The following is a 21,169-nucleotide window of genomic DNA, read 5'->3' on the forward strand; positions in this document are numbered from 1 at the left end:
CGGTGCGCAGGTGCGTCATCCGGCGCTGTCCGGGGTGCGGGGCGCGATCGCCGGCGAGCTGAGCGGCCATTTTCCGCGGGGCTCGCAGAACCAGCGGCCCGCCGAGGGCAGGAGCATGGCGATGATGATGATCAGGGGAAACGGGTTGATCAGCTTGGACCAGGTGAGCTCGGAGTAGACGGCGGCGTCCGTCAGATTGGACGCCATCGACACCACCTGTACGGCGGCGATCTCCCAGCGCAGCATCCTTCTCCGCCGTCGCCAGCGGCTCAGTTGCCAGCCGATGGCCGACAGGAGGGCGGTGACATAGGCGAGTGGCAGAAGAAGGGGCCACTCGAAGGAGGGGGCGAAGACGACGAGCATGAGTGCCGTGCCCGCAAGACCGAACGCCACCTCGAACGTCATGACATATTGGGCTGTCTTCACGGCTATCGGCATTCGATCCGTCGCCGGCGCCGCGGTCGTGTTCGTCACATCACTATTGTGCTGAACCTGGCACGAACTCGCTGTGAACCGGCTATTTCCGACAGCGGGCGATCCGAGGTCGCCGGTGGACAGGGGGATTCGGGCATCAGATATTGGAAGGGAAAACGGAGGTGTTTTCATGCATGCACGCCTTGACCATATCGTTTGCTGGGTCTCCGATCAGCTCGTCTCCCTGCGTTTCTACGAACAGGTGATCGGTCTGCCCGGGGTCCGGGCCGCGGAGTTCCGTGACGGGAAGGCGCCTTTTCCCAGCGTACGGATATCGCCCGAGTGCATTCTCGACCTGATGTCCTTCGAGGCGATGCGGGGTGTGGACGAGGGCACCGGGGTGCGGGGGAGCGCCGGGCATCCGATCAACCATTTCTGCCTGGCGGTCAGCAGGGAGGACTTCGACGCGTTGCAGGTCAGGTTGAAGCAGAACGGGGTGGAGATCACCGGCACCGGGGCGAACTCCTTCGGGGCGCAGGGCATCGCGCCGGAGACGTTCTTCTTCGCCGATCCCGATGGGAACGTGATCGAGGTCCGATATTACGAGTGAGTGAGCCCGGCCGGCGTTACGTGTGGGTCGCCCGGGTACGTCCGATGCCGCGGGTGAGCCAGCACGGTCAGCTCCTCCAGCGCGGACACCGACGGTGCCGTCCAGGCGCTGGACGCGCCCTCGTTCAGCTCCAGCCCCACGAACGCCGCCGCCGTCGCCTTGGCCGGCTCCGCGACGTCCACGAACTCGGCCGGTGGCGAGCTCGCCGGCACCCTCCCGAGCGGCCTGCTCCACCTCCGCGATCCACAGGTTGAGCCCGGCCAACACCGCCGGGGCCAGCTTCCGGTCGGACTGGCTGTCCGCCAGGAGCTGGGCGAGCGCCGCGACGCTGCCCTCCGCGCGCTCCTCGGCGTGCAGCGCGCGGCCCAGGTCGAGCTTCTCAGCGTCGATCAGCTCGATCAGCGTCGATCAGCTCGATCAGAGTTGGTTCGCGTCGGTCGAGTGTCGGTCGGCGACGGGCTTGCTCCGTCCGGCCTCACGCCGGCCGGAACCCGTGCGACACCAGGTCCGCTTACGGGCCCTGCCGAGGGTCGAAGGCGGCTCGGGAAGTGTCGGTCCGGTCTGGTACACAGGCGGCATGGGTGTGAGTGTCGACGAGTTCCTCGAGTTGCTGGACGAGCTGCCTGAGGTCCGGATGGGCCATGGCGGCGAGTGGATCGCGCTCAAGGTGCGCGACAAGGGGTTCGGCTACCTGTGGGAGGCGACCGAGACCGTCGGGCTCAAGGCCACGATCGAGGAGCAGATCGCGCTCGTGGCCGAGCGGCCGGAGGTGTTCGAGGTGCAGTTCACGGCGGGGCGGTTCGGCTGGGTGGTGGTGCATCTCGACAAGATCGACGCCGAGGAGCTGTTCGAGCTGGTGGCCGAGGCCTGGTGTCTGACCGCGCCGCGGCAGATGGTGGCCGACTTCGAGGCCTCCCACCCGATCGGGCAGAGGGTGCAATCCGGGTAATCTCGGGCAACGTGATCCCTGTGAACGTCCGGCTCCGGGAGTGGCGCGAGGGCGACGCACCCGCCGTGCTCCGCGCCTTCCAGGCGCCTGACCTGCGCCGGCAGGCGCCCTGGCCTGTTGTCACGCTCAAGGACGCCTGCGGGTGGATCGCGTCGTGGTCGGGGGTGGGGCACGCCTTCGCGGTGACGGTCGACGGGCCGGGCGGGGAGCAGGTCGTCGGGAATGTCGCGGTGGCCCGGATCGATGATCACGGCAACGGGTGGGTGTCCTACTGGGTGGTCCCCGAGGCCAGGGGCAAGGGGATCGCGGTCGCGGCCACCGAGTTGCTCGCGAGGTGGGCCTTTGACGAGCGCGGGCTCTATCGGCTTGAGCTGGGGCATCGTACGAACAATCCGGCTTCGTGCAGGGTCGCTACCAAGGCCGGGTTCCTGCCGGAGGGCATCGAGCGGGGCAAGCTCTGTTACGAGGGTATCCGATACGACGTCGAGCGGCATGCGCGGCTGGCCACCGATGAGTGGTCAGGGTGGGGCGCGCTGAACTAACCTTTGCGGGTGGACAGCGAGAGTCTGGCCGCGGCCGGGCTGCTGGCGGCCCTGGGTCGGGCGTCGGAGATTCTCGCCGAATTACGTCATCCCTTCGTGAGAAGTGAGCGCTTCTCCTATTTCTTCCCGCCCGCGGGAGCCCGCGTCGGCGCCCTCTTCATGCTGCCCGACGGCCGTGAGGTGCGGTTCGAGGTCTCCATCGTCGCCGCCGGCAACGCCTTCCACGTGGAGGGCGGCATCACGGCCGAGGCCGAGACCCTGCTCGACCTGCCGCGCAAGAGCGTGCCGGGGATCCACGACGGGCTGGCCGTGTTCGACGACTACGCGGGGGAGGTGGCGGCTCCGGCGGCACGGGTGATCGAGCAGCTGCTGGAGGAATTGTCAGACAGCTAGGCAAATTGGGTGTCTGATTGTCTGACAATGACGGCATAATGGGACCATGAGGAATGGACCCCTTGCCGTCGTGGGCGCTTCCGTGCTCTGGGGCACCGCCGGGACGGCCGGGCTGCTGGTCTCCGCCGACTCCGTGGCCCTGGCGGCCGCGCGGCTGGTGATCGGGGGTGCCGCTCTCGCGCTCCTGGCCGGGGCCGGCCTTCGCCGGGTCGTCCGGCCGGGGCTGCTGCTGGGAGCGGTCGCGGTGGCCGCGTACCAGCTGTGCTTCTTCGCCGCAGTCGGCCGCACCGGCGTGGCCATCGGCACCGTCGTCGCGATCGGCAGCGGGCCGGTCTTCACGGGACTGCTCTCCTGGGTGCTGCACGGCCGCCGCCCCAGCGGGCGCTGGACACTGGCCACCAGCGCGGCCATCTGCGGCTGCGCGGCGCTGATCGCGGGCGGGGGTGCCGAGGCCGGTGCGCAGGTCGTCTCGGGGATCCTGCTCGCGCTGATGGGCGGGCTGCTCTATGCCTTCTACGCCGTCATGGCGGCCCGGGCGATCGGCCAGGGCGGCGAGTCCAACGCGGTGATGGGCGTGATGTTCGGCGGGGCGGCGCTGATCATGCTGCCCGTGCTGGTGGTGAGCGGGGCCGGCTGGATGGCGGAGCCGCGCGCGCTGCTCGCCGTGCTCTACCTGGGGCTCGGGACCACGGCTCTGTCCTACTTCCTGTACGGCCGGGGCCTGCGCACCACCCCCGTGGCCACGGCCGCCACGCTGGCCCTGGCCGAGCCGGCCGTCGCCGCACTGCTCGGCCTGGTGGTGCTGGGCGAGCGGCTGGCCCCGGTCTCGGTGGCCGGGCTGGTGCTGCTGGGCCTCAGCCTCGTGGCGGTGGCCGTACCAGACAAGAGGCCGGAAAGAAGGCCGGAAAGGGAGCTAGAGTCGCAGCCGTGACTTTGCCGCTCAGACCCGTCTCCACCGTCGGCGCGCTCGCCGACGCCCTGCGCAGCAGGGTGTTGTCCGGCGAGATCCCACCCGGCACCGCGCTGCCCGAGCAGGAGATCGCCGCGGCGTACGGCGTCGCCAGGCCGACCGTGCGCGAGGCGCTGGCGAGCCTGGTCAACGAGGGAGTGCTCAGGCGCGAACGCAACCGCAGTGCCTATGTCCCAGAAGTGACGCTTTCGGACCTCGAAGACCTCATGTACGTCCGCCGCCCCCTGGAGGACCTCATGGCGCGGGCCGTGGCGGGGCGGACGGTGCCGGGGGCCGAGGCCGCGCTGCACCGGATGGCCGCCCTGCCCCACGACGCGCCCTGGTCGGAGACCGTGGCCGAGCACATGGCGCTGCACCAGGCGCTGATCGAGGCGGTCGGCAGCCCGCGGCTGGAGCGGCTCTACGGCGCGCTGTCCGCCGAGACCAGGCTCGGGCTGGTGCGGCTGCGCGAGGTGTACAAGGACCGCGACGTGCTGATCAGCGAGCATCGCGAGCTGCTCGACGCCATCGCGGACGGGCCGCAGGAGGCGGCGCGGGCGGCCGTGGCGGCACATCTCAGCCACTCCTGGGGCGGTGAGGGGCGGGGTCATTGAGCCGGCCCGCCGGAGGGTGACGGCGGGGTGATTGAGGTGATTGGGGTGCGCATGAGCACCATTGAGCGCGAACCCTTGCGGGACTGCCCCGGAACTCGCAAGAATCGCGGCCATGCACGGCAATCCGATGCCGGACTCCTACGTGTATGTCACGGAAGAGGGCGTCACTCGTCACTATGCGGACGGTAGCGTCGAAGCCCTCGCCTGGGAGGACGTGGTGGAGGTCCGTGTCGTCACCGAATCCGGGGAAGACGTCCTCTACATCCTGCTCGATCGCGACGGCGAAGGTTGTGTCGTACCGCGCTCGGCCACGGACGCCACGTTCCTCGCGCGCCTGCGCTACCTGCCCGATTTCGACCTCGACCGGCTGACCCTGGCCGCCGACTCCGCGCACGACGGGGTGGTGGTCGTCTGGCGCAGCCCGGATCCGCCGTCGGCGCTGCCGGACCTCGAGTACGACTAGCCGCTTCACGCAACGGCAACCTGCTGAAATGTCGCCGTAAAACTCCCATTTCCCTACGGAACTGCTGCCACTTGTGGACCGTTCCGTCAACCCCTCCGGCCGCCCGGCAATCGTCCGATTGTGGACGTTTGACGTTATTCCCCGCGCCGGACTCGATCTTTACTCTTTAGTGGGGGCCGCCGCCCTTGTTGTGCGTGGGACTTGTCAACCCATGTGGTTCAAGGAACGTCAAGTTATCGCGGTGCACAGAGTTGTCAGGGTGGTGCTATGAGGGTGGGGACTGGGGAGTCCGCTGTCGTGCTCCTCGAGGCCGTACCACGCCGCGCGTCCAGCATCTGGACGCGGGCGTATTTACGGCTCCTGTTATGCGGGGACACGATCTGCGTGCTGCTCGCATGCGTATGCGTGCTGGGCATCCGGCTGATCGCCGGCGCGTACATTCCACTGGCCGAATACCTGCTGGGGTTCGGTCTCGTCATCGCCTGGCCGGTCGCGCTCCTGATGAGCGGGGCGTATCGCCAGCGCGCCAACGGCGAGGGAACGGAGGAGTTCAAGGCCGTCTTCAACGGCGGCATCGGCCTGATGGCCACCGTCGCCATCATGGCCTACGCCACGCAGGCGGTGATCGCGCGCAGCTTCGTGATGGCGATGCTGCCGCTGGCCCTGCTGATCACGCTCTATTACCGCTACCGGATGCGCAAGCGGCTCCACCGAAGGAGAGCGGTGGGCGACTACATGCGCCAGGTCATAGCGGTCGGGCACCGGGAGTCGATCCTCGACCTGGTGGTGCAGTTCAGGCGGCAGCCGTATCACGGAATGCGGGTGGTGGGAGCCTGCCTTCCGGACAACGCGCTCGACGTCGACGTGGACGGCATCCCGGTCCTGGGCTCCTTCGCCGACGTGGCGAGCGCGGTCGAGCGGCAGCAGGCGGACGCCGTGGCGGTGCTGGCCTGCCCGGAGCTGGACGGGGCGGCGCTGCGCCGGCTGGCCTGGAGCCTGGAGACCGCGCGCACCGATCTCTTCGTGGCCCCCGCCCTTCTCGACGTGGCCGGGCCGCGCATCAGCATCAGGCCGGTCGCGGGGATGCCGCTCCTGCACGTGGAGCATCCCGAGTTCGACGGCATGCGGCAGTTCGTGAAGACGGTCTTCGACCGCCTGGTGGCGGGGGCCGCGCTCGTGGTGCTGGCCCTGCCGCTGCTGGCGATCGCGGTGGTGATCCGCATGACGAGCCCGGGTGCCGCCCTGTTCCACCAGGTGCGGATCGGCAAAAGCGGCAAAGAGTTCCGTGTCGTGAAATTTCGTACGATGGTGGTTGATGCGGAACGACTCAAGAGCGCGTTACTCGACGCGAACGAGTTCGACGGGGTGCTCTTCAAGATTAGGAACGATCCAAGGATCACTCGGGTAGGCGCTTTCCTGCGGAAATACTCCCTCGACGAGCTGCCTCAACTGCTCAATGTCCTCCGCGGAGAGATGTCCCTCGTCGGCCCCCGCCCGCCGCTCCCGGAAGAGGTGGGCAAGTACGGCGCCGACGTCCGCCGCCGCCTGGTGGTCAAGCCGGGCATGACCGGGTTGTGGCAGGTCAGCGGTCGCTCCGACCTGACCTGGGAGGAGTCCGTACGCCTCGACCTGCGGTACGTGGAGAACTGGTCGCTCATCCTCGACCTGCAGATCCTGTGGAAGACCTGGTCCGTCGTCACCCGTGGAGAAGGGGCGTACTAACGGTGAAAGCACTCGTGCTCGCCGGGGGGTCGGGCACACGGCTACGACCCATCACCCATACCTCGGCCAAGCAACTGGTCCCGGTCGCGAACAAACCGGTCCTGTTCTACGGGCTGGAGGCCATCGCGGCCGCCGGGATCCAGGAGCTGGGCCTGGTCGTAGGGGACACGCACGCGGAGATCGAGGAGGCGGTGGGCGACGGCTCGGCATTCGGGCTGCAGGTGACGTACCTGCGGCAGGAGGCGCCGCTCGGGCTGGCCCACGGCGTGCTGATCGCCCGCGACTACCTGGGCGACGACGACTTCGTCATGTACCTGGGCGACAACTTCATCGTCGGCGGCATCAACGACCTGGTGCACAGGTTCGCCAGGGAGCGGCCCGCCGCCCAGATCATGCTGACCCAGGTCGGCGACCCGCGCCAGTTCGGGGTCGCCGAGCTCGACGCCGCGGGCCGCGTGATCGGCCTGGAGGAGAAGCCGGCCCGGCCCAAGAGCGACCTGGCGCTGGTCGGCGTCTACCTGTTCAGCCCGGCCGTGCACGCGGCGGTGGCGGAGCTCAAGCCGTCGTGGCGGGGCGAGCTGGAGATCACCGACGCCATCCAGTGGCTGATCGAGGCCGGGATGCGCGTCGAGTCCTCGGTGATCTCGGGCTACTGGAAGGACACCGGCAACGTCACCGACATGCTAGAGGTCAACCGGCTGGTCCTGGAGTCGGTGGAGCGGCGGATCCAGGGGCACGTGGACGCGGCCAGCGAGCTCATCGGCCGCGTCGCGATCGAGCCGGGCGCGGTGGTCGAGCGGTCCCGGGTCGTCGGCCCGGCGATCATCGGCGCGGGCGCCCGGATCCAGGACAGCTACGTCGGCCCGTACACCTCGATCGGCGCCGCCTGCGCCATCATCGGCAGCGAGATCGAGTACTCGATCGTGCTGCCCCGGGCCTCCATCGCCGGGGTCGGCCGCATCGAGTCGTCGCTGATCGGCCACGACGTCGAGGTCACCCCCGCGCCCAACACGCCCAGAGCCCACCGTCTGGTGCTGGGCGATCACAGCAAGGTACAGATCAGTTCATGACAAGAATTCTGGTGACGGGCGGTGCGGGATTCATCGGCTCCCACTTCGTCCGGAACCTCCATGACGGGTACGTGACGGTCCTCGACAAGCTCACGTACGCCGGGAACCGCGCCAACCTCGACGGGGTGCGGCACGAGTTCGTGCACGGGGACATCTGCGACGCCGACCTGCTGGCCGACCTGGTCCCCGGGCACGACCTGGTGGTGAACTTCGCCGCCGAGTCCCACGTGGACCGCTCGATCGAGGGCGCCGCCGAGTTCATGCGCACCAACGCGCTCGGCACCCAGACGCTGCTCCAGGCGTGCCTGGAGGCCGAGGTGCCGAAGGTGGTGCAGGTGTCGACCGACGAGGTCTACGGCTCGATCGACATCGGCTCCTGGGACGAGGCCGCGCCGGTGCGGCCCCGCTCGCCGTACGCGGCGTCGAAGGCGAGCGGCGACCTGATCGCCCGCGCGTACGCGATCACGTACGGCCTGAACGTCTCGATCACCCGCTGCGGCAACAACTACGGCCCCAGGCAGTATCCCGAGAAGGTCATCCCGCTGTTCATCACGAACCTGCTGCAGGGCAGGAAGGTGCCGCTGTACGGGGACGGCGGCAACGTACGGGACTGGATCCACGTCGAGGACCACTGCGCGGGCATCCGCCTGGTCGCCGAGAAGGGCGGCCCGGGCGAGGTCTACCACATCGCGGGCACCGCGGAGCTGACCAACAAGGAGCTCACCACGCGCCTGCTCGAAGCCTGCGGCCAGGACTGGGACATGGTCGAGTACGTCGCCGACCGCAAGGGCCACGACCGCAGGTACTCCCTGGACGACGCCAAGCTGCGGGCCCTCGGCTACCGGCCGGAGGTCCCGTTCGAGCAGGGGCTCAAGGCCACCGTCCGCTGGTACGCCGAGCACCGCGACTGGTGGGCCCGGTAGTGATCACCCGTTTATGCCAGGAGGCGGCATGAGGTGGCTCATCACGGGGGCGGGTGGCATGCTGGCCGCCGACGTCCTCGACCGGACCGCGCTGGCCGGCGAGCCGGTGCTCGCGCTCGGCCGGGGCGAGCTGGACGTGCGCGACAGGCGGGCGGTGCACGACTTCGTCTCCGCCTACCGGCCCCGAGCCGTGATCAACTGTGCCGCCTGGACCGCGGTGGACGACGCCGAGACGCACGAGGCCGAGGCGCTGGCGGTCAACGGGAGCGCGGTGCGCTGGCTGGCCGAGGCGTGCGACCGGGTCGGGGCCCGGCTCCTGCACGTCTCCACCGACTACGTCTTCGCGGGGACCGGCCTCCTGCCCTACCCGGAGGACGCGCCGACGGGGCCGGTGAACGCCTACGGCAGGACCAAGCTGGCGGGCGAGCGGGCGGCGCTGGAGCACGGGCACTACGTGGTGCGCAGCGCCTGGCTGTACGGGGCGCACGGCGCCAACTTCGCGCGGACCATGATCAGGCTGGCCGGGGAACGGCGGACCCTGAACGTGGTCGACGACCAGCGCGGTCAGCCCACGTGGAGCGCCGATCTGGCCGACTACCTCGTCCGGCTCGCGCAGTCGGACCTGCCGCCGGGCGTCTATCACGGCACGAGTGAGGGCGAGACGACCTGGTGCGGGTTCGCCAAGGAGATCTTCACGCTGCTGGGCGAGGATCCCGGACGGGTGTGCCCGGTGCCGACCTCGTCCTTCCCGCGCCCCGCCGCCCGCCCGGCGAACAGCGTGCTGGCGCACACCCGGTGGGAGCCGATCCGGCACTGGCGCGCGGCGCTGCACGCGGCCTGGCCCGTCCTGTCGAGGAGCCGTCAGTGCAGCGTGGCGTAGAACTCCCGGCACACCTGGTAGTCGGGCAGCAGCCCGGTCGCGAGCGCCTCGTCGAGGGAGGGCGCCTTGGCGTCCTTCTCCGACAGCACGGGCGCCACGCCGGCCGGCCAGCCGATCGACAGGGCCGGGTCGAGCGGGTGGATGCCGTGCTCGCGGCCCGGCGCGTACGGCTCCGAGCACAGGTACGCCACCGTCGCCTGCTCGCTGAGCGCCATGAACGCGTGGCCCAGCCCCTCGGCGATCAGCACGGCGCTCCGCGTCTCGTCGTCCAGCGTCAGGGCCTCCCACCGGCCGAAGGTGGGGGATCCCACGCGGATGTCCACGACGACGTCCATGACGCTGCCCGACAGGCACATCACGTATTTCGCCTGCCCCGGCGGCACGTCGGCGAAGTGCACGCCACGCAGCACGCCGCGGGCGGACACGGAGCAGTTGACCTGGGCCAGCTCGAACCGTCGCGGCAGGTCGGCCGCGCGGTAGGCCTCGAAGAACGAGCCACGGGGGTCGGCGTGGACGAGCGGCGTGTGGCGCCAGGCGCCGTCGATGCCGAGGGGATCCATGATCCGACAGTAACGAGACCACCGGGCCGAGCGGAACATCAACTTCTTGGAGCATGTGGATGAAGACTTGCCGGTTATGCGGCTCGACCGACCTCACGGGCGTGGTCGACCTGGGGGCGACGCCGCCCTGCGAGCGGTTCCTCACGGCGGAGCAGCTCGACGAGCCCGAGCTGACCTATCCGCTGCACCTGCGCGTGTGCACGTCGTGCTGGCTGGCGCAGATCCCGCCGCTGATCACCCCCGAGGAGACCTTCACCGACTACGCCTACTTCTCCTCCTACTCCGCCTCCTGGGTGGAGCACGCGCGCTCCTTCGTGGCGGGGCTCGACCTGCGGCCGGACTCGTTCGTGGTGGAGGTGGCCAGCAACGACGGCTACCTGCTGCGGCACGTGCTGGACCGGGGGGCGCGCTGCCTGGGCATCGAGCCGTCGGTCAACGTGGGCCAGGCCGCCAGGGAGCGCGGGGTGCCGACGGTGACGGCGTTCCTCACGCCGGAGAGCGCCCGGGCCGTGGTGCGGGAGCACGGCACCGCGGACCACGTGGTCGCCAACAACGTCTACGCGCACATCCCCGACGTGATCGGCTTCACCGAGGGGCTGCGCACGCTGGTCGCCGACGACGGCTCGGTCTCGATCGAGGTGCAGCACCTGCTCACGCTGATGCAGCTCAACCAGTACGACACGATCTACCACGAGCACTTCCAGTACTACACGGTCGCCTCCGCGCAGCGCGCGCTGGCCAGTGGCGGCCTGACGCTGGTGGACGTGGAGCTGCTGACCACGCATGGCGGCTCAATCCGGCTGTGGGCCCGGCCGTCGGGCACGCCCTCGCAGCGGGTGGCCGACGTGCTGGCGATGGAGAAGGCGGCGGGGCTGCACGACATCTCCGGCTACATCGACTTCACCGAGCGGGTGGCCAAGGTCCGGCGCGACCTGCTGAGCTTCCTCGTCGCCGCCGCCGAGGACGGCAGCACGGTGGTCGGGTATGGGGCGCCGGGCAAGGGCAACACGCTGCTCAACCACTGCGGGGTCCGGCCGGACCTGCTGCCGTACACCGTGGACCGCAACCCGTACAAGCACGGGAGGTTCACCCCGGGCGCCCGGATCCCGATCTTCCCGCCCGAGCGCATCGCCGCCGACCGGCCGGACTACGTCCTCGTCCTGCCCTGGAACCTGCGTGACGAGCTGGTCGACCAGCTCTCCTACATCCGCGACTGGGGCGGCCGGCTGGTCTTCCCCATCCCCACGCTGGAGGTCGTGTGAAGGTCGTCCTCTTCTGCGGCGGTCGCGGCACCCGGATGCGCAGCGACCTGCCCGGCGGCGACATGCCGAAGCCGATGCAGTTCGTCGGCCCGCGCCCGCTGGTCTGGCATGTGATGCGCTACTACGCGCACTTCGGGCACAAGGAGTTCATCCTGTGCCTGGGCTACGGCGCGCAGCACATCAAGGACTTCTTCCTGACGTACAAGGAGACGGCGTCGAACGACTTCGTCCTGCGTAACGGCCGGGCCGAGCTGTTATCCACGGATATTTCGGATTGGTCGGTCTCGCTGATCGACACCGGGCTCGACTCGTCGATCGGCGAACGGCTGCGCCGGGTGCGCCCGCACCTGGACGGCGACGAGATGTTCCTGGCCAACTACGCCGACGTGCTCACCGACGCCCCGCTGCCCGACATCATCGACCGCTTCACCGCCTCCGACGCCGGCGCCTCGATGATGGTGGTCCCGCCCACGAACACCTTCCACGTCATCGACGTCAGCGAGGGCGGCCTGGTGGGCGGCATCACCCCGGTCAGCGAGATGCCGCTCTGGGTCAACGGTGGTTTCTTCGTGCTGCGCCAGGAGGTCTTCGAGCACATCCCGGAGCAGGGCGACCTGGTCGCGGACGGCTGCGCCGAGCTGGCCAAGCGCGGGCGGCTGATGGCGTACCCGCACCGGGGCTACTGGCGGCCGAGCGACACCGTGAACCAGCGCCTGGAGCTGGACCGCTCGTGGGCCCGCGGCGAGCGGCCGTGGGCGTTGTGGGAAACGTGATCGGCCTGCGGCCCGCGCGTACGGACGCGGTCGTGGCCCTGGGCGCGCACTGCGACGACCTCGCGATCGGGGCGGGCGGGAGCCTGCTCACGCTCTGCGCCGCGCGCCCCGGGCTTCGCGTGGACGCGCTCGTGCTGTCCGGCGGCGGCACCGAGCGCGAGCGCGAGGAGCGGGCCGCGCTCGCCGCGTTCTGCCCCGGCGCCGACCTCCGGCTCACCGTGCTCAAGATCCCGGACGGCCGCCTGCCCGCGCACTGGGACGAGGCCAAGAACGCCCTGGAGGACCTGCGGGCCGCCCAGCCCGCCCCCGACCTGATCGTCGCGCCCTGGCGCGGCGATGCCCACCAGGACCACCGCGGCCTGGCCGAGCTCGTGCCCACGGTCTACCGCGACCATCTCGTGCTCGGCTACGAGATCGTCAAGTGGGACGGCGACCTCGGCCGCCCCTCGGTCCACCACCCGCTCGCCGACGAGGTGGCCGAGGCCAAGGTGCGGCTGCTGCAGGAGCACTACCCCTCACAGAGACACCGCCCCTGGTACGACAGGGAGGCGTTCCTCGGGCTCGCCCGCATCCGCGGCATCGAGTGCGGGGCCCGCTACGCCGAGGCCTTCCACGTGACCAAGCTGACCATCGATCTTGCTGGAGACTGACGTGCGGATCCTATTGACCGGGCACCAGGGCTACCTGGGCAGCGTGATGGCCCCCGTGCTGGCGGCGGCCGGACACGAGGTGATCGGCCTCGACTCGGGCCTGTTCGCCGACTGCGTGCTCGGCCCCCCTCCGGCCGACCCGCCCGGCCACGCCGTGGACCTGCGGGACGTGCCGCCGGACCTGCTGACCGGCATCGACGCGGTGGCTCACCTGGCCGCGCTCTCCAACGACCCGCTCGGCTCGCTCGCGCCGGAGCTGACCTACGACATCAACCACCACGCCTCGGTACGGCTGGCCCGCCTGGCCAAGGAGGCCGGGGTGCGCAGGTTCCTGTACGCCTCCACCTGCTCGGTCTACGGCGCCTCGGGCGGCGACGACCTGGTGAACGAGGACGCGCCGCTCAAGCCGGTCACCCCGTACGCCGAGTCGAAGGTGCGCGTCGAGGAGGACCTGGTGGGGCTGGCCGACGCCGACTTCACCCCGGTCTTCATGCGCAACGCCACGGCCTTCGGCTTCTCGCCCCGGCTCCGGGCCGACATCGTGCTGAACAACCTGGTGGGGCACGCCGTGCTGACCGGGGAGGTGCGGGTGCTGTCGGACGGGACGCCGTGGCGGCCGCTGGTGCACGCCCGCGACATCGCCGAGGCGTTCCTGCGCGCGCTGGACGCGCCGCGCGAGGCCGTGCACGCGCGGGCCTTCAACATCGGCACCGAGGGCAACAACGTGACCGTGGCCGAGATCGCCGCGGAGGTGGCCGAGGCCGTGCCGGGCTCCCGGCTGGTGATCACCGGTGAGGCCGGCAACGACCCCCGCTCCTACCGGGTGGACTTCGCGCGGGTACGGGCGGCGCTGCCCGGCTACGAGGCCCGCTGGACGGTCAAGGCGGGCGCGGCCGAGCTGGCCGAGGCCTACCGTGAGCACGGGCTGACCAGGCACGACTTCGACCGCCGCTTCACGCGCCTGGCCAGGCTGTCGGACCGCAGGCTCGACGGGACGATCGGCGAAGAGCTGCGACCATGACGGGGGCCGAGCTGCACGCCCTGGTCGAGCGCCTGTACCCGCTGTGCAGGAGCATCACCGGCGACGGCGTGCGGGCCACGCTGGAGATCGTCGGCGAGCACGTCCCGCTGGAGATCACCGAGGTGCCGACCGGCACGGAGGTGCTCGACTGGACGGTGCCCAAGGAGTGGAACATCCGCGACGCCTACGTCAAGGACGCCACGGGGCGCCGGGTCGTCGACTTCCGCGAGTCGAACCTGCACGTGGTGGGCTACAGCGTGCCGGTGTCGGGGACGTACTCGCTGGCCGAGCTGCGCCCGCGCCTGCACACGCTGCCCGAGCAGCCCGATCTGATCCCTTACCGGACCGGTTACTACGCCGAGACCTGGGGCTTCTGCCTGCGCCAGAGCACGCTCGACGCGCTGGACGAGGGGCCGTACGAGGTGCTGATCGACTCGACGCTCCAGGACGGCTCGCTGACCATCGCCGAGCACGTCGTCCCCGGCAGGACCGAGGAGGAGGTGGTCATCTCCTGCCACACCTGCCATCCGTCGCTGGCCAACGACAACCTGGCCGGCATCGCGGTGGCGACGGGCCTGGCCCGGCGGCTGGCCGGGCAGCGGGGGCGGCCCCGGTTCACCTATCGCTTCCTGTTCATGCCGGGCACGATCGGCGCGATCACCTGGCTGGCGCTGAACAGGGAGCGCGTGCACCGGATCGCGCACGGGCTCACGCTGGCCTGCGCGGGTGATCCGGGGTCGCTCACGTACAAGCGCAGCAGGCGCGGCGACGCCGGCATCGACCGGGCCGTGACGCACGTGCTCAAGGACCGGCCGCACGACGTGCTGCCGTTCTCACCGTACGGCTACGACGAGCGGCAGTTCTGCTCGCCGGGCTTCAACCTGCCGTTCGGCAGCCTCACCAGGACGCCGTACGCCGGATATCCGGAATATCACACGTCGGGAGACAACCCGAATTTCGTCACCCCCACCGCCCTGGCCGACACGCTGGAGACGCTCTGGCAGGTCACCCGGGTGCTGGAGGGAGATCGCACCTTGCTCAACCTCAGCCCTTACGGCGAACCGCAACTGGGCCGACGTGGCCTGTACGGCTCGCTCGGAGGGCGGAGTGACACGAAACAGGCGCAGATGGCGATGTTATGGGTGTTGAACCTGTCCGACGGGGAGCACAGCCTGCTCGACATCGCCCAGCGCTCCGACATGCCGTTCGCCGCGCTGGAGGACGCGGCTCAGGCGCTGCTGGCGGCCGGACTGGTCAAGGAGATGGCGTGCTGAACTTCAGGGTCGGAGACCTGGTGGAAGTACGAAGCGAGGCCGAGATCCTCGCCACGCTGGACGAGCGTGGCGAGCTCGACGGGCTGCCGTTCATGCCCGAGATGCTGGCCTACTGCGGCCGGCGGCTCACCGTGCACAAAGTGGCGCACAAGCTGTGCGACACCCAGGCCCGCACCGGGCTGCGCAAGATGGAGCGCGCCGTTCACCTGACGGGGGCCCGTTGCGACGGGTCCGCGCACGGTGGCTGCCAGACCGCCTGCTCCCTGTACTGGAAGGAGGCCTGGATCAGGCGGGTGGCGGGCGAGCCCGCGCCTCCGGTCCAGGAGCCGCGGCTGCTGCCGCTGCTCGAGGTCAACACGCGCAAGCCGGCCGGCGACGGCGGGGCGGAACGTTTCGCCTGCCAGGCCACCGAGCTGCTGCGGGCGGCGCCGACGTGCCTGCCGCTCAAGAACGTCACGCAGTACGTCACCGACGTGCGCTCGGGCAACGTGGGCCCGCTCAGGACCCTGCAGAGCCTGGCCATCGGGCTGTTCAACCGGCTGCAGCACCTGGCCAGGCGCGTGCTGCCGCGGCGGCTGTGGCTCAGGGGCGGGCTGCCGTGGGGCTTCCTCAAGGGCCGGGTCACCGGCCCCACGCCCGCGCAGACCCTCGACCTGCGCCCGGGAGAGCTGGTCAGGGTCAAGCCCAAGGAGGAGATCCTCAAGACGCTCAACGCCGACCTGCTCAACCGCGGCATGGGCTTCGAGCAGGAGATGGCCCGCTACTGCGGGCGGACGGCGCGCGTGCAGGCCAGGGTCGAGCGGTGCATCGACGAGAAGACCGGCGCGATGCTGCACATGAAGAACCCGTGCATCGTGCTCGAGGAAGTCGTCTGCGAGGGGGTGCACAGCCTCAACTGCCCCCGCGAGTTCGTGCCGTTCTGGCGGGAGATCTGGCTGGAACGAGCGGTATGAAAAGGCGGGAATGAACGAGAACGTCGAATCCATCGGCCGCAAGGCGGGCCGTGGACTGCGATGGAGCCTCCTCGGGAACACGGTGACCAAGGCGGCCTCCTTCGTCATGAGCCTGGTGCTCGCGCGCCTCCTCGCGCCCGGGGACTTCGGTATATACGCGGTCGCCCTGGCGGCCACGCAGTTCGTCATGGTCGTCAAGGACGCGGGCATCATGGCCGCCGTCATCCAGTGGCGGGGGCGGCTCGACGAGATCGCGCCCACCGCCACGGTGCTCGCGTTCTTCTTCGCCTCCGGGCTCTACGGGCTGTTCTGGGCGGGGGCTCCGTACTTCTCCGCGCTGGCCGGCAGCGAGGAGGCGACCGGCGTCGTGCGGCTGCTCACCGCGGTCATCCTGGTCGAGGCCGTGACCGCGGTGCGCAGCGCCGCGCTGATGCGCGAGTTCGCGCAGGACAAGCTGGCCATCGCCAACCTGGCCGGCTTCGCCGTCAACGCCGCCCTGGCCATCACGCTGGCCGTGGGCGGCGCGGGCGCCTACAGCTTCGCCTGGGGCCAGCTGGCCGCGTCCGTGGTCACGGGTGTCATCGTTCTCGCCCTGGCCAGGATGCCCTTCGTGTACGGCTTCGACCGGGCCGTGGCCGGCCGGCTGCTGCGCTTCGGCCTGCCGTCGGCGGCCGGGTTCGGCCTGGAGGCCGTGCTGATGAACTCCAGCTTCGTCGTCGTGGGCGCCGTGCTCGGCGAGGTGCAGCTCGGCTACTACCTGCTCGCCTTCAACGTCTCCAGCTGGGTGCCCGGGCTGATCGGCACGGCGTTGCGCTACGTCTCCCTGCCCAGCTTCTCCCGCCTGGCCGAGGAGGGCGACTCGCTGTCGGAGGGCGTGCGGCGATCCGTCCCGCTGCTGCTGTCCTTCGTGCTGCCCGTGGCGCTGGTCATGGCCACGCTCGCGCATCCGCTCGTCGCGTTCCTCTACGAGCCCCGCTGGGACCCGGCGGCGGGGGTGCTGCGCTTCCTGGCCGTCGTCATGGTCGTGCGCATGATCACGTCGTTCCTGGCCACGGACATCCTCATCTCGGTCGGCGCGACCAAGAGCACGGTCTGGCTCAACCTCGGCTGGGCCATCGCGCTGCTGCCCGCGCTGCTGGCCGGCGCGCACTACGGCGGCATCAGGGGCGCGGCCATCGGCCACGCCGTCGTGGCCGTCCTCGTCGCGCTGCCGCTGAGCGTCCTGCTGCTGCACCGGCAGGGCGTACGCGTCAAGCCGATCCTTCCCGGGCTGGTCCGCCCCGCGCTGGCGACGCTGGGGGCCGGCCTGCTCATGGTGCTGTTCACCGGGACGTTCGAGGGCGACCCGCTGCTCGAACTCCTCGTCGTCGGCGGTTCAGGGCTGCTCGTCTTCGCGCTGCTCGCCACGCCGCCGGCGACACTCCGACGACTGCTGAACCAAGGGAGGGCCCATGCCCGGCTCTGAACTGGTCTCGATCGCACTGCCGGTACGCAACGGCGCCGAGCGGCTGGAAGGCGTGGTCGAATCGGTGCTCGCCCAGGACTACGGGCACCTGGAGCTGGTCATCTCGGACAACGCCTCCACCGACGGCACCGAGGAGCTGTGCAGGGACCTGGCCGCCGGCGACCGCCGGATCGTCTACCACCGGCACCCGCACAACGTCGGCCTGCTGAACAACTTCATGCACGCCGCGCGGATCTCCAAGGGCGCTTTCGTGCGCTGGATCGGCGACGACGACCGGCTGGACCCGGCCTGCCTCTCGCGGGCCATGGCGGCCTTCGCGGCCGACGAGCGGATCATCCTGGTCACCACCCAGGTCGGCTACACCGGGCCCGACGGGGTGACCAGGACCAGCCCGTACGAGGGCACGGGCCTGGGCTCGGACGACCCCGTGGAGCGCCTCTCCGAGCTGCTCCGGCTGCTCAACGAGAGCCCGCTGCTGATGGACCCGCTCTACGGGCTGCTGCGGCGTGGCCCGGCGACCGAGATCCCGCGGCGGAACATGCTGCGCGAGGACGAGGTCTTCGCCGCCAAGCTCGCGCTGGCCGGCCCGTGGGCGCACGTGCCCGAGGTGCTGGCGTACCGCAACACGCGGGTCGAGCGGATCGCGGGCGTCGCCCGCCGGCTCGACGTGCCGCCCTGGCAGGCCCGCCTGGCCAACACGCTCCAGCTGCGCGAGCTGTTGCGATGGGTGGCGGAGGCGGAGCTCACGCCGGAGCGGCGCCGCCGGGCGCGGTCCGCCGTGGTGCGCATGTACGCGCGCCGCCAGCGCCGTACGGTCGCGCACCGGAGCCGGAAATTGCTGGCAATGGCACGGCTGGTGTAACACGTCCAGTGAACAGCGCGATTTCCTGTTTGTACCGGTACAACGCTGACGGGGGCAAATAATAGTGGGCTTCTGGAAGACTATTTTCGGTCTGGCCAGGAAGAGAGCCGTCGGGATCCCCATCGCACTGGCCACGATCGGGCTGGCCCTGGCCGCGTACTTCCTGCTGCCCAGCCGCTACGTGTCCACGGCCTCCATGGTCCTCACCATCCCCGCCACCGGCGGGACGCTGGAGACCGAGCCGTTGCGCAAGCCGGGGCTGACCAATCCGCTGCTGCAGTTCAGCGACGCGCTGCGGACCACGGCCGGCATCCTCATCCTGTCCACGAACACCGAGGACGTGGCCGCCGAGATCGGCGCCCCCGAGGGCGGGCCCACCACCCTGACCATCAACGACGGCCGGACCAATCCGGACCTGCTGAGCATCAGCACCAACGGGCCGTTCATCTACCTGGAGGTGGAGAGCACCTCTCCCGGTACGGTCCAGGAGGTCATGATCAAGGCGCAGCGCCGGGTGCGGGTGGAGCTGGCCACCTGGCAGACCGCTCTGGGCGCGCCGATCAGCACGCACATCGGCATCCTCGACGTGATGCCCGCCTCCGTGCCCAAACTCGTCATCCAGGACCGGCTGATGGCGACGGCGGGCGGCGGGCTGCTCGGCGTGGTCGGCGGGTTCGGCGTGGCCTACGGGTACCAGCGGCTGCGAGCGATCCGCGAGGCCACCGGCGAGCCGGACGGGCAGCCCGCGCCCGTGCTCGACCCCGTGCTCGACCCCGTGCTCGAAGCGACGCCGGAGCCTGAATCGACGCCCGAGCCGGTGACCGTCAGCGCGCCCGACCTCGACGCGGATCCCATGCAGGGGACGCTGGTCAAGTTCGGCCACGGGCCGGTGCGCAAGGGCGAGGCGGGCAAGGCCGTCGAGGAGCCCGCGCGCGTGGCCGAAGCGGTCGTGGGCAACGGTGTCAAGGCGCCGCTGGGGACGCTGGCGGAGTTCCCGCCGGACAGCCCGGAGCTGGGCGACGCGGACACCCAGACCTTCCCGGCCATCAAGCCGGACGACGATCAGCCGGACCCGGCCACCTGAGCGCAGCGGCGGATGGCGGCAGTCCTGGCCTCCATTGGCGTGTGCGACTTGGCGGAGATCATCATGCCGACCGCCTCGGGCGGCAGGCGGTCGGCGAAGGCGAGGGCGCCGGCCTGGTCCAGCGGGTTGGTGTCCCACATGAAGTGGCAGAGCGTGTTGTTGACCGGGGCCGGGGTCTCCAGCAGCTCGTCCGCGTACACGCCGTAGCAGATGAACTCCGAGACCTGCAGGTGCGCGGCGAAGGCGTCGATCCAGGGCCGGCCGGTGGCCGAGGCGATCCGCTGCTGCATCGCCCTGACGACGGCCGGGTCCCAGCACGCCAGCGAGCTGACGTAGTCGGGCTTCGGCAGCGCGGGTGAGGCCGGCAGGCCGAGCAGCTCGCGGGCGACCCGGTGCCAGGTGACGTGGTCGGGCATGCCCTCGTGCACCCCGTCGCCGACCCGGTACAGGCAGACCTGGCCGTCCCGTACGAACAGGTCGGGGGTGGCCGGGCGGACCAGGACCACGTCGGAGTCGGCCACCAGCACCACCTTCGACTCCAGCCGCGCGGCGACGGCCATCTTGGCCACCTGCTGCATGATCCAGCCGCGCAGCGGCGGCCACGGCCGGGCCGCGTTGACCCACAGCCCGACGCCGGGCAGCCGGAGGATGCGGCGTGGCAGGATCTCCGGATACGTCCAGATCCGGCACCGCGGCCCGGCGTAGCCGGCGAACAGCGCCCGGTCGGACGGCGAGATCACCACGTGGTGCACGGTGTCGTCGGAGGTGAACTCCAGGACGGATCGGTGCAGGTGGGCGAAGAGTTCGGCGTCGGGTCCGTACGTGGGCGTAACGACGGCCAAAGAACTCATGAAGACGGTCTCCAGTTTCCCCCGCGCAGCGCGATGCGCCTTCTGACCTCCTTATCGTGATGGTTTGGGTGGTGTTACAGGGATTTATGTAACGCTCCACCCCGCTCCGCACGACATGTATGAGGCGGGAAGAACGTGGAGGGCGCGTGGATTTCTGGGGGACCATCCTCGTCCTGATCCGGCGATGGTACGTCGCGGTGCCGGCCTTTCTGCTGGCCATGGGCGCGGCGTTCTTCGCCTACTCCACGATCCCCATCACCTACAGCACCGAGGCGGTGCTCGTCCTGACCGCGCCCACCAGCGGCGGCGTCACGCCGGGCGACCCGGACGCGCCGATTCCCCGGGTGAACCCGCTGCTGAACTTCGAACACGGGCTGAGCGTGGCCTCCTCGATGCTGATCAGCGTCATGAGCACCCCCGACATGGTGGCCGAGATGGGCGTCAAGGTCGACGGCGATCCCGCGTACGCGGTCACCAACGGCACCAACAACCTGGAGTCGCTGGCCACAGGCCCGCTGGTGTTCGTCAAGGGCGAGAGCACCCGGCCGGAGGCGGCCACCGCCATCGCGCTGAAGGTCATGGACCGGGTGGCGAAGGAGCTGGAGCTGCGCCAGAAGCAGGTGCACGCGCCCGCGGAGACGTTCATCACGATCAGGGCGGCCGTGCCGCCGACCACGCCGACCCCGCAGTACGGCAGGAAGCTGCGCTCGTCGGCGGCCGCGCTCGGCCTGGGGGCGATCGGCGCGCTGTGCGCCGCCTTCGCCGCCGACAACCTGGCGGGCCCGCTGCGCGCCTACCGGGCCCGCAGAGCCCGGCGCGGACAGCCGTGGGACACCGCCGAGCCGCAGGCCGGGGAACTGGCCACGGCCGAGCGGGGGACGTGAC

Annotated in this window: 25 protein-coding genes; 21 read left to right on the top strand and 4 right to left on the bottom strand. The window is 70.3% G+C overall.

The annotated features are described in order from the left end of the window. Nucleotides 1-15 precede the first annotated feature (15 nt). Complete coding sequence (locus tag ACBJ59_RS35605; RefSeq protein ID WP_375114574.1) at nt 16-474, bottom strand: hypothetical protein; 459 nt, start codon at nt 472-474, stop codon at nt 16-18. Nucleotides 475-604: 130 nt separating this feature from the next. Here ACBJ59_RS35605 and ACBJ59_RS35610 point away from each other — a divergent pair, with 130 nt between their 5' ends. After that, complete coding sequence (locus ACBJ59_RS35610; RefSeq protein ID WP_375114575.1) at nt 605-1,024, top strand: VOC family protein; 420 nt, start codon at nt 605-607, stop codon at nt 1,022-1,024. Here ACBJ59_RS35610 and ACBJ59_RS35615 read toward each other — a convergent pair. Beyond that, a complete protein-coding gene (locus ACBJ59_RS35615) occupies nt 1,015-1,236 on the bottom strand; it encodes a hypothetical protein (protein ID WP_375114576.1) in 222 nt (73 codons plus the stop codon). The two genes, ACBJ59_RS35610 and ACBJ59_RS35615, sit on opposite strands and share 10 nt — an antisense overlap. Before the next feature lie 365 nt (nt 1,237-1,601). On the opposite strand from ACBJ59_RS35615, the gene ACBJ59_RS35620 reads away from it, so the two are divergent. The 10 genes from ACBJ59_RS35620 to rfbD all read left to right on the top strand — a co-directional run bounded on the left by ACBJ59_RS35620 (nt 1,602) and on the right by rfbD (nt 9,529). Next, complete coding sequence (locus ACBJ59_RS35620; protein ID WP_375114577.1) at nt 1,602-1,973, top strand: MmcQ/YjbR family DNA-binding protein; 372 nt, start codon at nt 1,602-1,604, stop codon at nt 1,971-1,973. A 20-nt stretch (nt 1,974-1,993) separates the two neighbouring features. Next, nucleotides 1,994-2,515: a GNAT family N-acetyltransferase gene (locus ACBJ59_RS35625; protein ID WP_375114578.1), complete on the top strand. Its 522-nt coding sequence runs from the start codon at nt 1,994-1,996 to the stop codon at nt 2,513-2,515. 9 nt (nt 2,516-2,524) lie between these two features. After that, nucleotides 2,525-2,908 carry a hypothetical protein gene (locus ACBJ59_RS35630; protein WP_375114579.1) on the top strand — a complete coding sequence of 128 codons (384 nt, stop codon included), beginning with the start codon at nt 2,525-2,527 and terminating at the stop codon, nt 2,906-2,908. Nucleotides 2,909-2,954: 46 nt separating this feature from the next. Next, nucleotides 2,955-3,839: a DMT family transporter gene (locus ACBJ59_RS35635; protein WP_375114580.1), complete on the top strand. Its 885-nt coding sequence runs from the start codon at nt 2,955-2,957 to the stop codon at nt 3,837-3,839. Then, entirely contained in the window at nt 3,836-4,471 is a 636-nt protein-coding gene (locus tag ACBJ59_RS35640; protein ID WP_375114581.1) for a GntR family transcriptional regulator, read from the top strand. The genes ACBJ59_RS35635 and ACBJ59_RS35640 overlap by 4 nt, the downstream gene beginning before the upstream one ends. A 112-nt stretch (nt 4,472-4,583) precedes the next feature. Beyond that, nucleotides 4,584-4,934: a hypothetical protein gene (locus ACBJ59_RS35645; protein ID WP_148433120.1), complete on the top strand. Its 351-nt coding sequence runs from the start codon at nt 4,584-4,586 to the stop codon at nt 4,932-4,934. Between the two features lie 267 nt (nt 4,935-5,201). After that, on the top strand, nt 5,202-6,656 hold the full coding sequence (locus ACBJ59_RS35650) for a sugar transferase (protein ID WP_375114582.1): 1,455 nt from the start codon (nt 5,202-5,204) through the stop codon (nt 6,654-6,656). 2 nt (nt 6,657-6,658) lie between these two features. Continuing rightward, nucleotides 6,659-7,726: a glucose-1-phosphate thymidylyltransferase gene (locus ACBJ59_RS35655; RefSeq protein WP_375114583.1), complete on the top strand. Its 1,068-nt coding sequence runs from the start codon at nt 6,659-6,661 to the stop codon at nt 7,724-7,726. Then, the gene (gene rfbB / locus ACBJ59_RS35660; protein ID WP_375114584.1) at nt 7,723-8,649 is read left to right on the top strand and encodes a dTDP-glucose 4,6-dehydratase; all 927 of its coding nucleotides are present in this window, start codon (nt 7,723-7,725) and stop codon (nt 8,647-8,649) included. The genes ACBJ59_RS35655 and rfbB overlap by 4 nt, the downstream gene beginning before the upstream one ends. 28 nt (nt 8,650-8,677) lie before the next feature. Beyond that, nucleotides 8,678-9,529, top strand: a complete 852-nt coding sequence (gene rfbD, locus ACBJ59_RS35665) for a dTDP-4-dehydrorhamnose reductase (protein ID WP_375114585.1) — start codon at nt 8,678-8,680, stop codon at nt 9,527-9,529. Here the strand turns inward: rfbD and ACBJ59_RS35670 are convergent. Then, entirely contained in the window at nt 9,511-10,089 is a 579-nt protein-coding gene (locus ACBJ59_RS35670; protein WP_375114586.1) for a dTDP-4-dehydrorhamnose 3,5-epimerase family protein, read from the bottom strand. The genes rfbD and ACBJ59_RS35670 overlap by 19 nt on opposite strands. Before the next feature lie 59 nt (nt 10,090-10,148). On the opposite strand from ACBJ59_RS35670, the gene ACBJ59_RS35675 reads away from it, so the two are divergent. The 9 genes from ACBJ59_RS35675 (at nt 10,149) to ACBJ59_RS35715 (ending at nt 19,433) form a co-directional block, all read left to right on the top strand. Then, the gene (locus ACBJ59_RS35675; RefSeq protein WP_375114587.1) at nt 10,149-11,351 is read left to right on the top strand and encodes a class I SAM-dependent methyltransferase; all 1,203 of its coding nucleotides are present in this window, start codon (nt 10,149-10,151) and stop codon (nt 11,349-11,351) included. After that, on the top strand, nt 11,348-12,124 hold the full coding sequence (locus ACBJ59_RS35680; RefSeq protein WP_375114588.1) for a glucose-1-phosphate cytidylyltransferase: 777 nt from the start codon (nt 11,348-11,350) through the stop codon (nt 12,122-12,124). Before ACBJ59_RS35675 ends, ACBJ59_RS35680 begins: the two co-directional genes overlap by 4 nt. After that, nucleotides 12,103-12,774, top strand: a complete 672-nt coding sequence (locus ACBJ59_RS35685) for a PIG-L deacetylase family protein (protein WP_375114589.1) — start codon at nt 12,103-12,105, stop codon at nt 12,772-12,774. The genes ACBJ59_RS35680 and ACBJ59_RS35685 overlap by 22 nt, the downstream gene beginning before the upstream one ends. Nucleotide 12,775: 1 nt before the next feature. Beyond that, complete coding sequence (locus tag ACBJ59_RS35690) at nt 12,776-13,795, top strand: NAD-dependent epimerase/dehydratase family protein (RefSeq protein WP_375114590.1); 1,020 nt, start codon at nt 12,776-12,778, stop codon at nt 13,793-13,795. Further along, complete coding sequence (locus ACBJ59_RS35695; RefSeq protein WP_375114591.1) at nt 13,792-15,069, top strand: DUF4910 domain-containing protein; 1,278 nt, start codon at nt 13,792-13,794, stop codon at nt 15,067-15,069. Before ACBJ59_RS35690 ends, ACBJ59_RS35695 begins: the two co-directional genes overlap by 4 nt. After that, nucleotides 15,063-16,022 carry a hypothetical protein gene (locus tag ACBJ59_RS35700; RefSeq protein WP_375114592.1) on the top strand — a complete coding sequence of 320 codons (960 nt, stop codon included), beginning with the start codon at nt 15,063-15,065 and terminating at the stop codon, nt 16,020-16,022. The genes ACBJ59_RS35695 and ACBJ59_RS35700 overlap by 7 nt, the downstream gene beginning before the upstream one ends. 10 nt (nt 16,023-16,032) lie before the next feature. Beyond that, complete coding sequence (locus tag ACBJ59_RS35705; protein WP_375114593.1) at nt 16,033-17,487, top strand: oligosaccharide flippase family protein; 1,455 nt, start codon at nt 16,033-16,035, stop codon at nt 17,485-17,487. Beyond that, entirely contained in the window at nt 17,474-18,349 is an 876-nt protein-coding gene (locus ACBJ59_RS35710; protein ID WP_375114594.1) for a glycosyltransferase family 2 protein, read from the top strand. Before ACBJ59_RS35705 ends, ACBJ59_RS35710 begins: the two co-directional genes overlap by 14 nt. A gap of 64 nt (nt 18,350-18,413) precedes the next feature. Next, on the top strand, nt 18,414-19,433 hold the full coding sequence (locus ACBJ59_RS35715; protein WP_375114595.1) for a hypothetical protein: 1,020 nt from the start codon (nt 18,414-18,416) through the stop codon (nt 19,431-19,433). Here the strand turns inward: ACBJ59_RS35715 and ACBJ59_RS35720 are convergent. Then, the gene (locus ACBJ59_RS35720; RefSeq protein WP_375114596.1) at nt 19,412-20,284 is read right to left on the bottom strand and encodes a DUF6492 family protein; all 873 of its coding nucleotides are present in this window, start codon (nt 20,282-20,284) and stop codon (nt 19,412-19,414) included. The genes ACBJ59_RS35715 and ACBJ59_RS35720 overlap by 22 nt on opposite strands. A gap of 146 nt (nt 20,285-20,430) precedes the next feature. Here ACBJ59_RS35720 and ACBJ59_RS35725 point away from each other — a divergent pair, with 146 nt between their 5' ends. Continuing rightward, the gene (locus ACBJ59_RS35725) at nt 20,431-21,168 is read left to right on the top strand and encodes a hypothetical protein (protein WP_375114597.1); all 738 of its coding nucleotides are present in this window, start codon (nt 20,431-20,433) and stop codon (nt 21,166-21,168) included. Nucleotide 21,169: the final 1 nt, after the last annotated feature.

Source organism: Nonomuraea sp. MTCD27 (assembly GCF_041950495.1).
In the GTDB taxonomy this organism is placed as follows: Bacteria; Actinomycetota; Actinomycetes; order Streptosporangiales; family Streptosporangiaceae; genus Nonomuraea.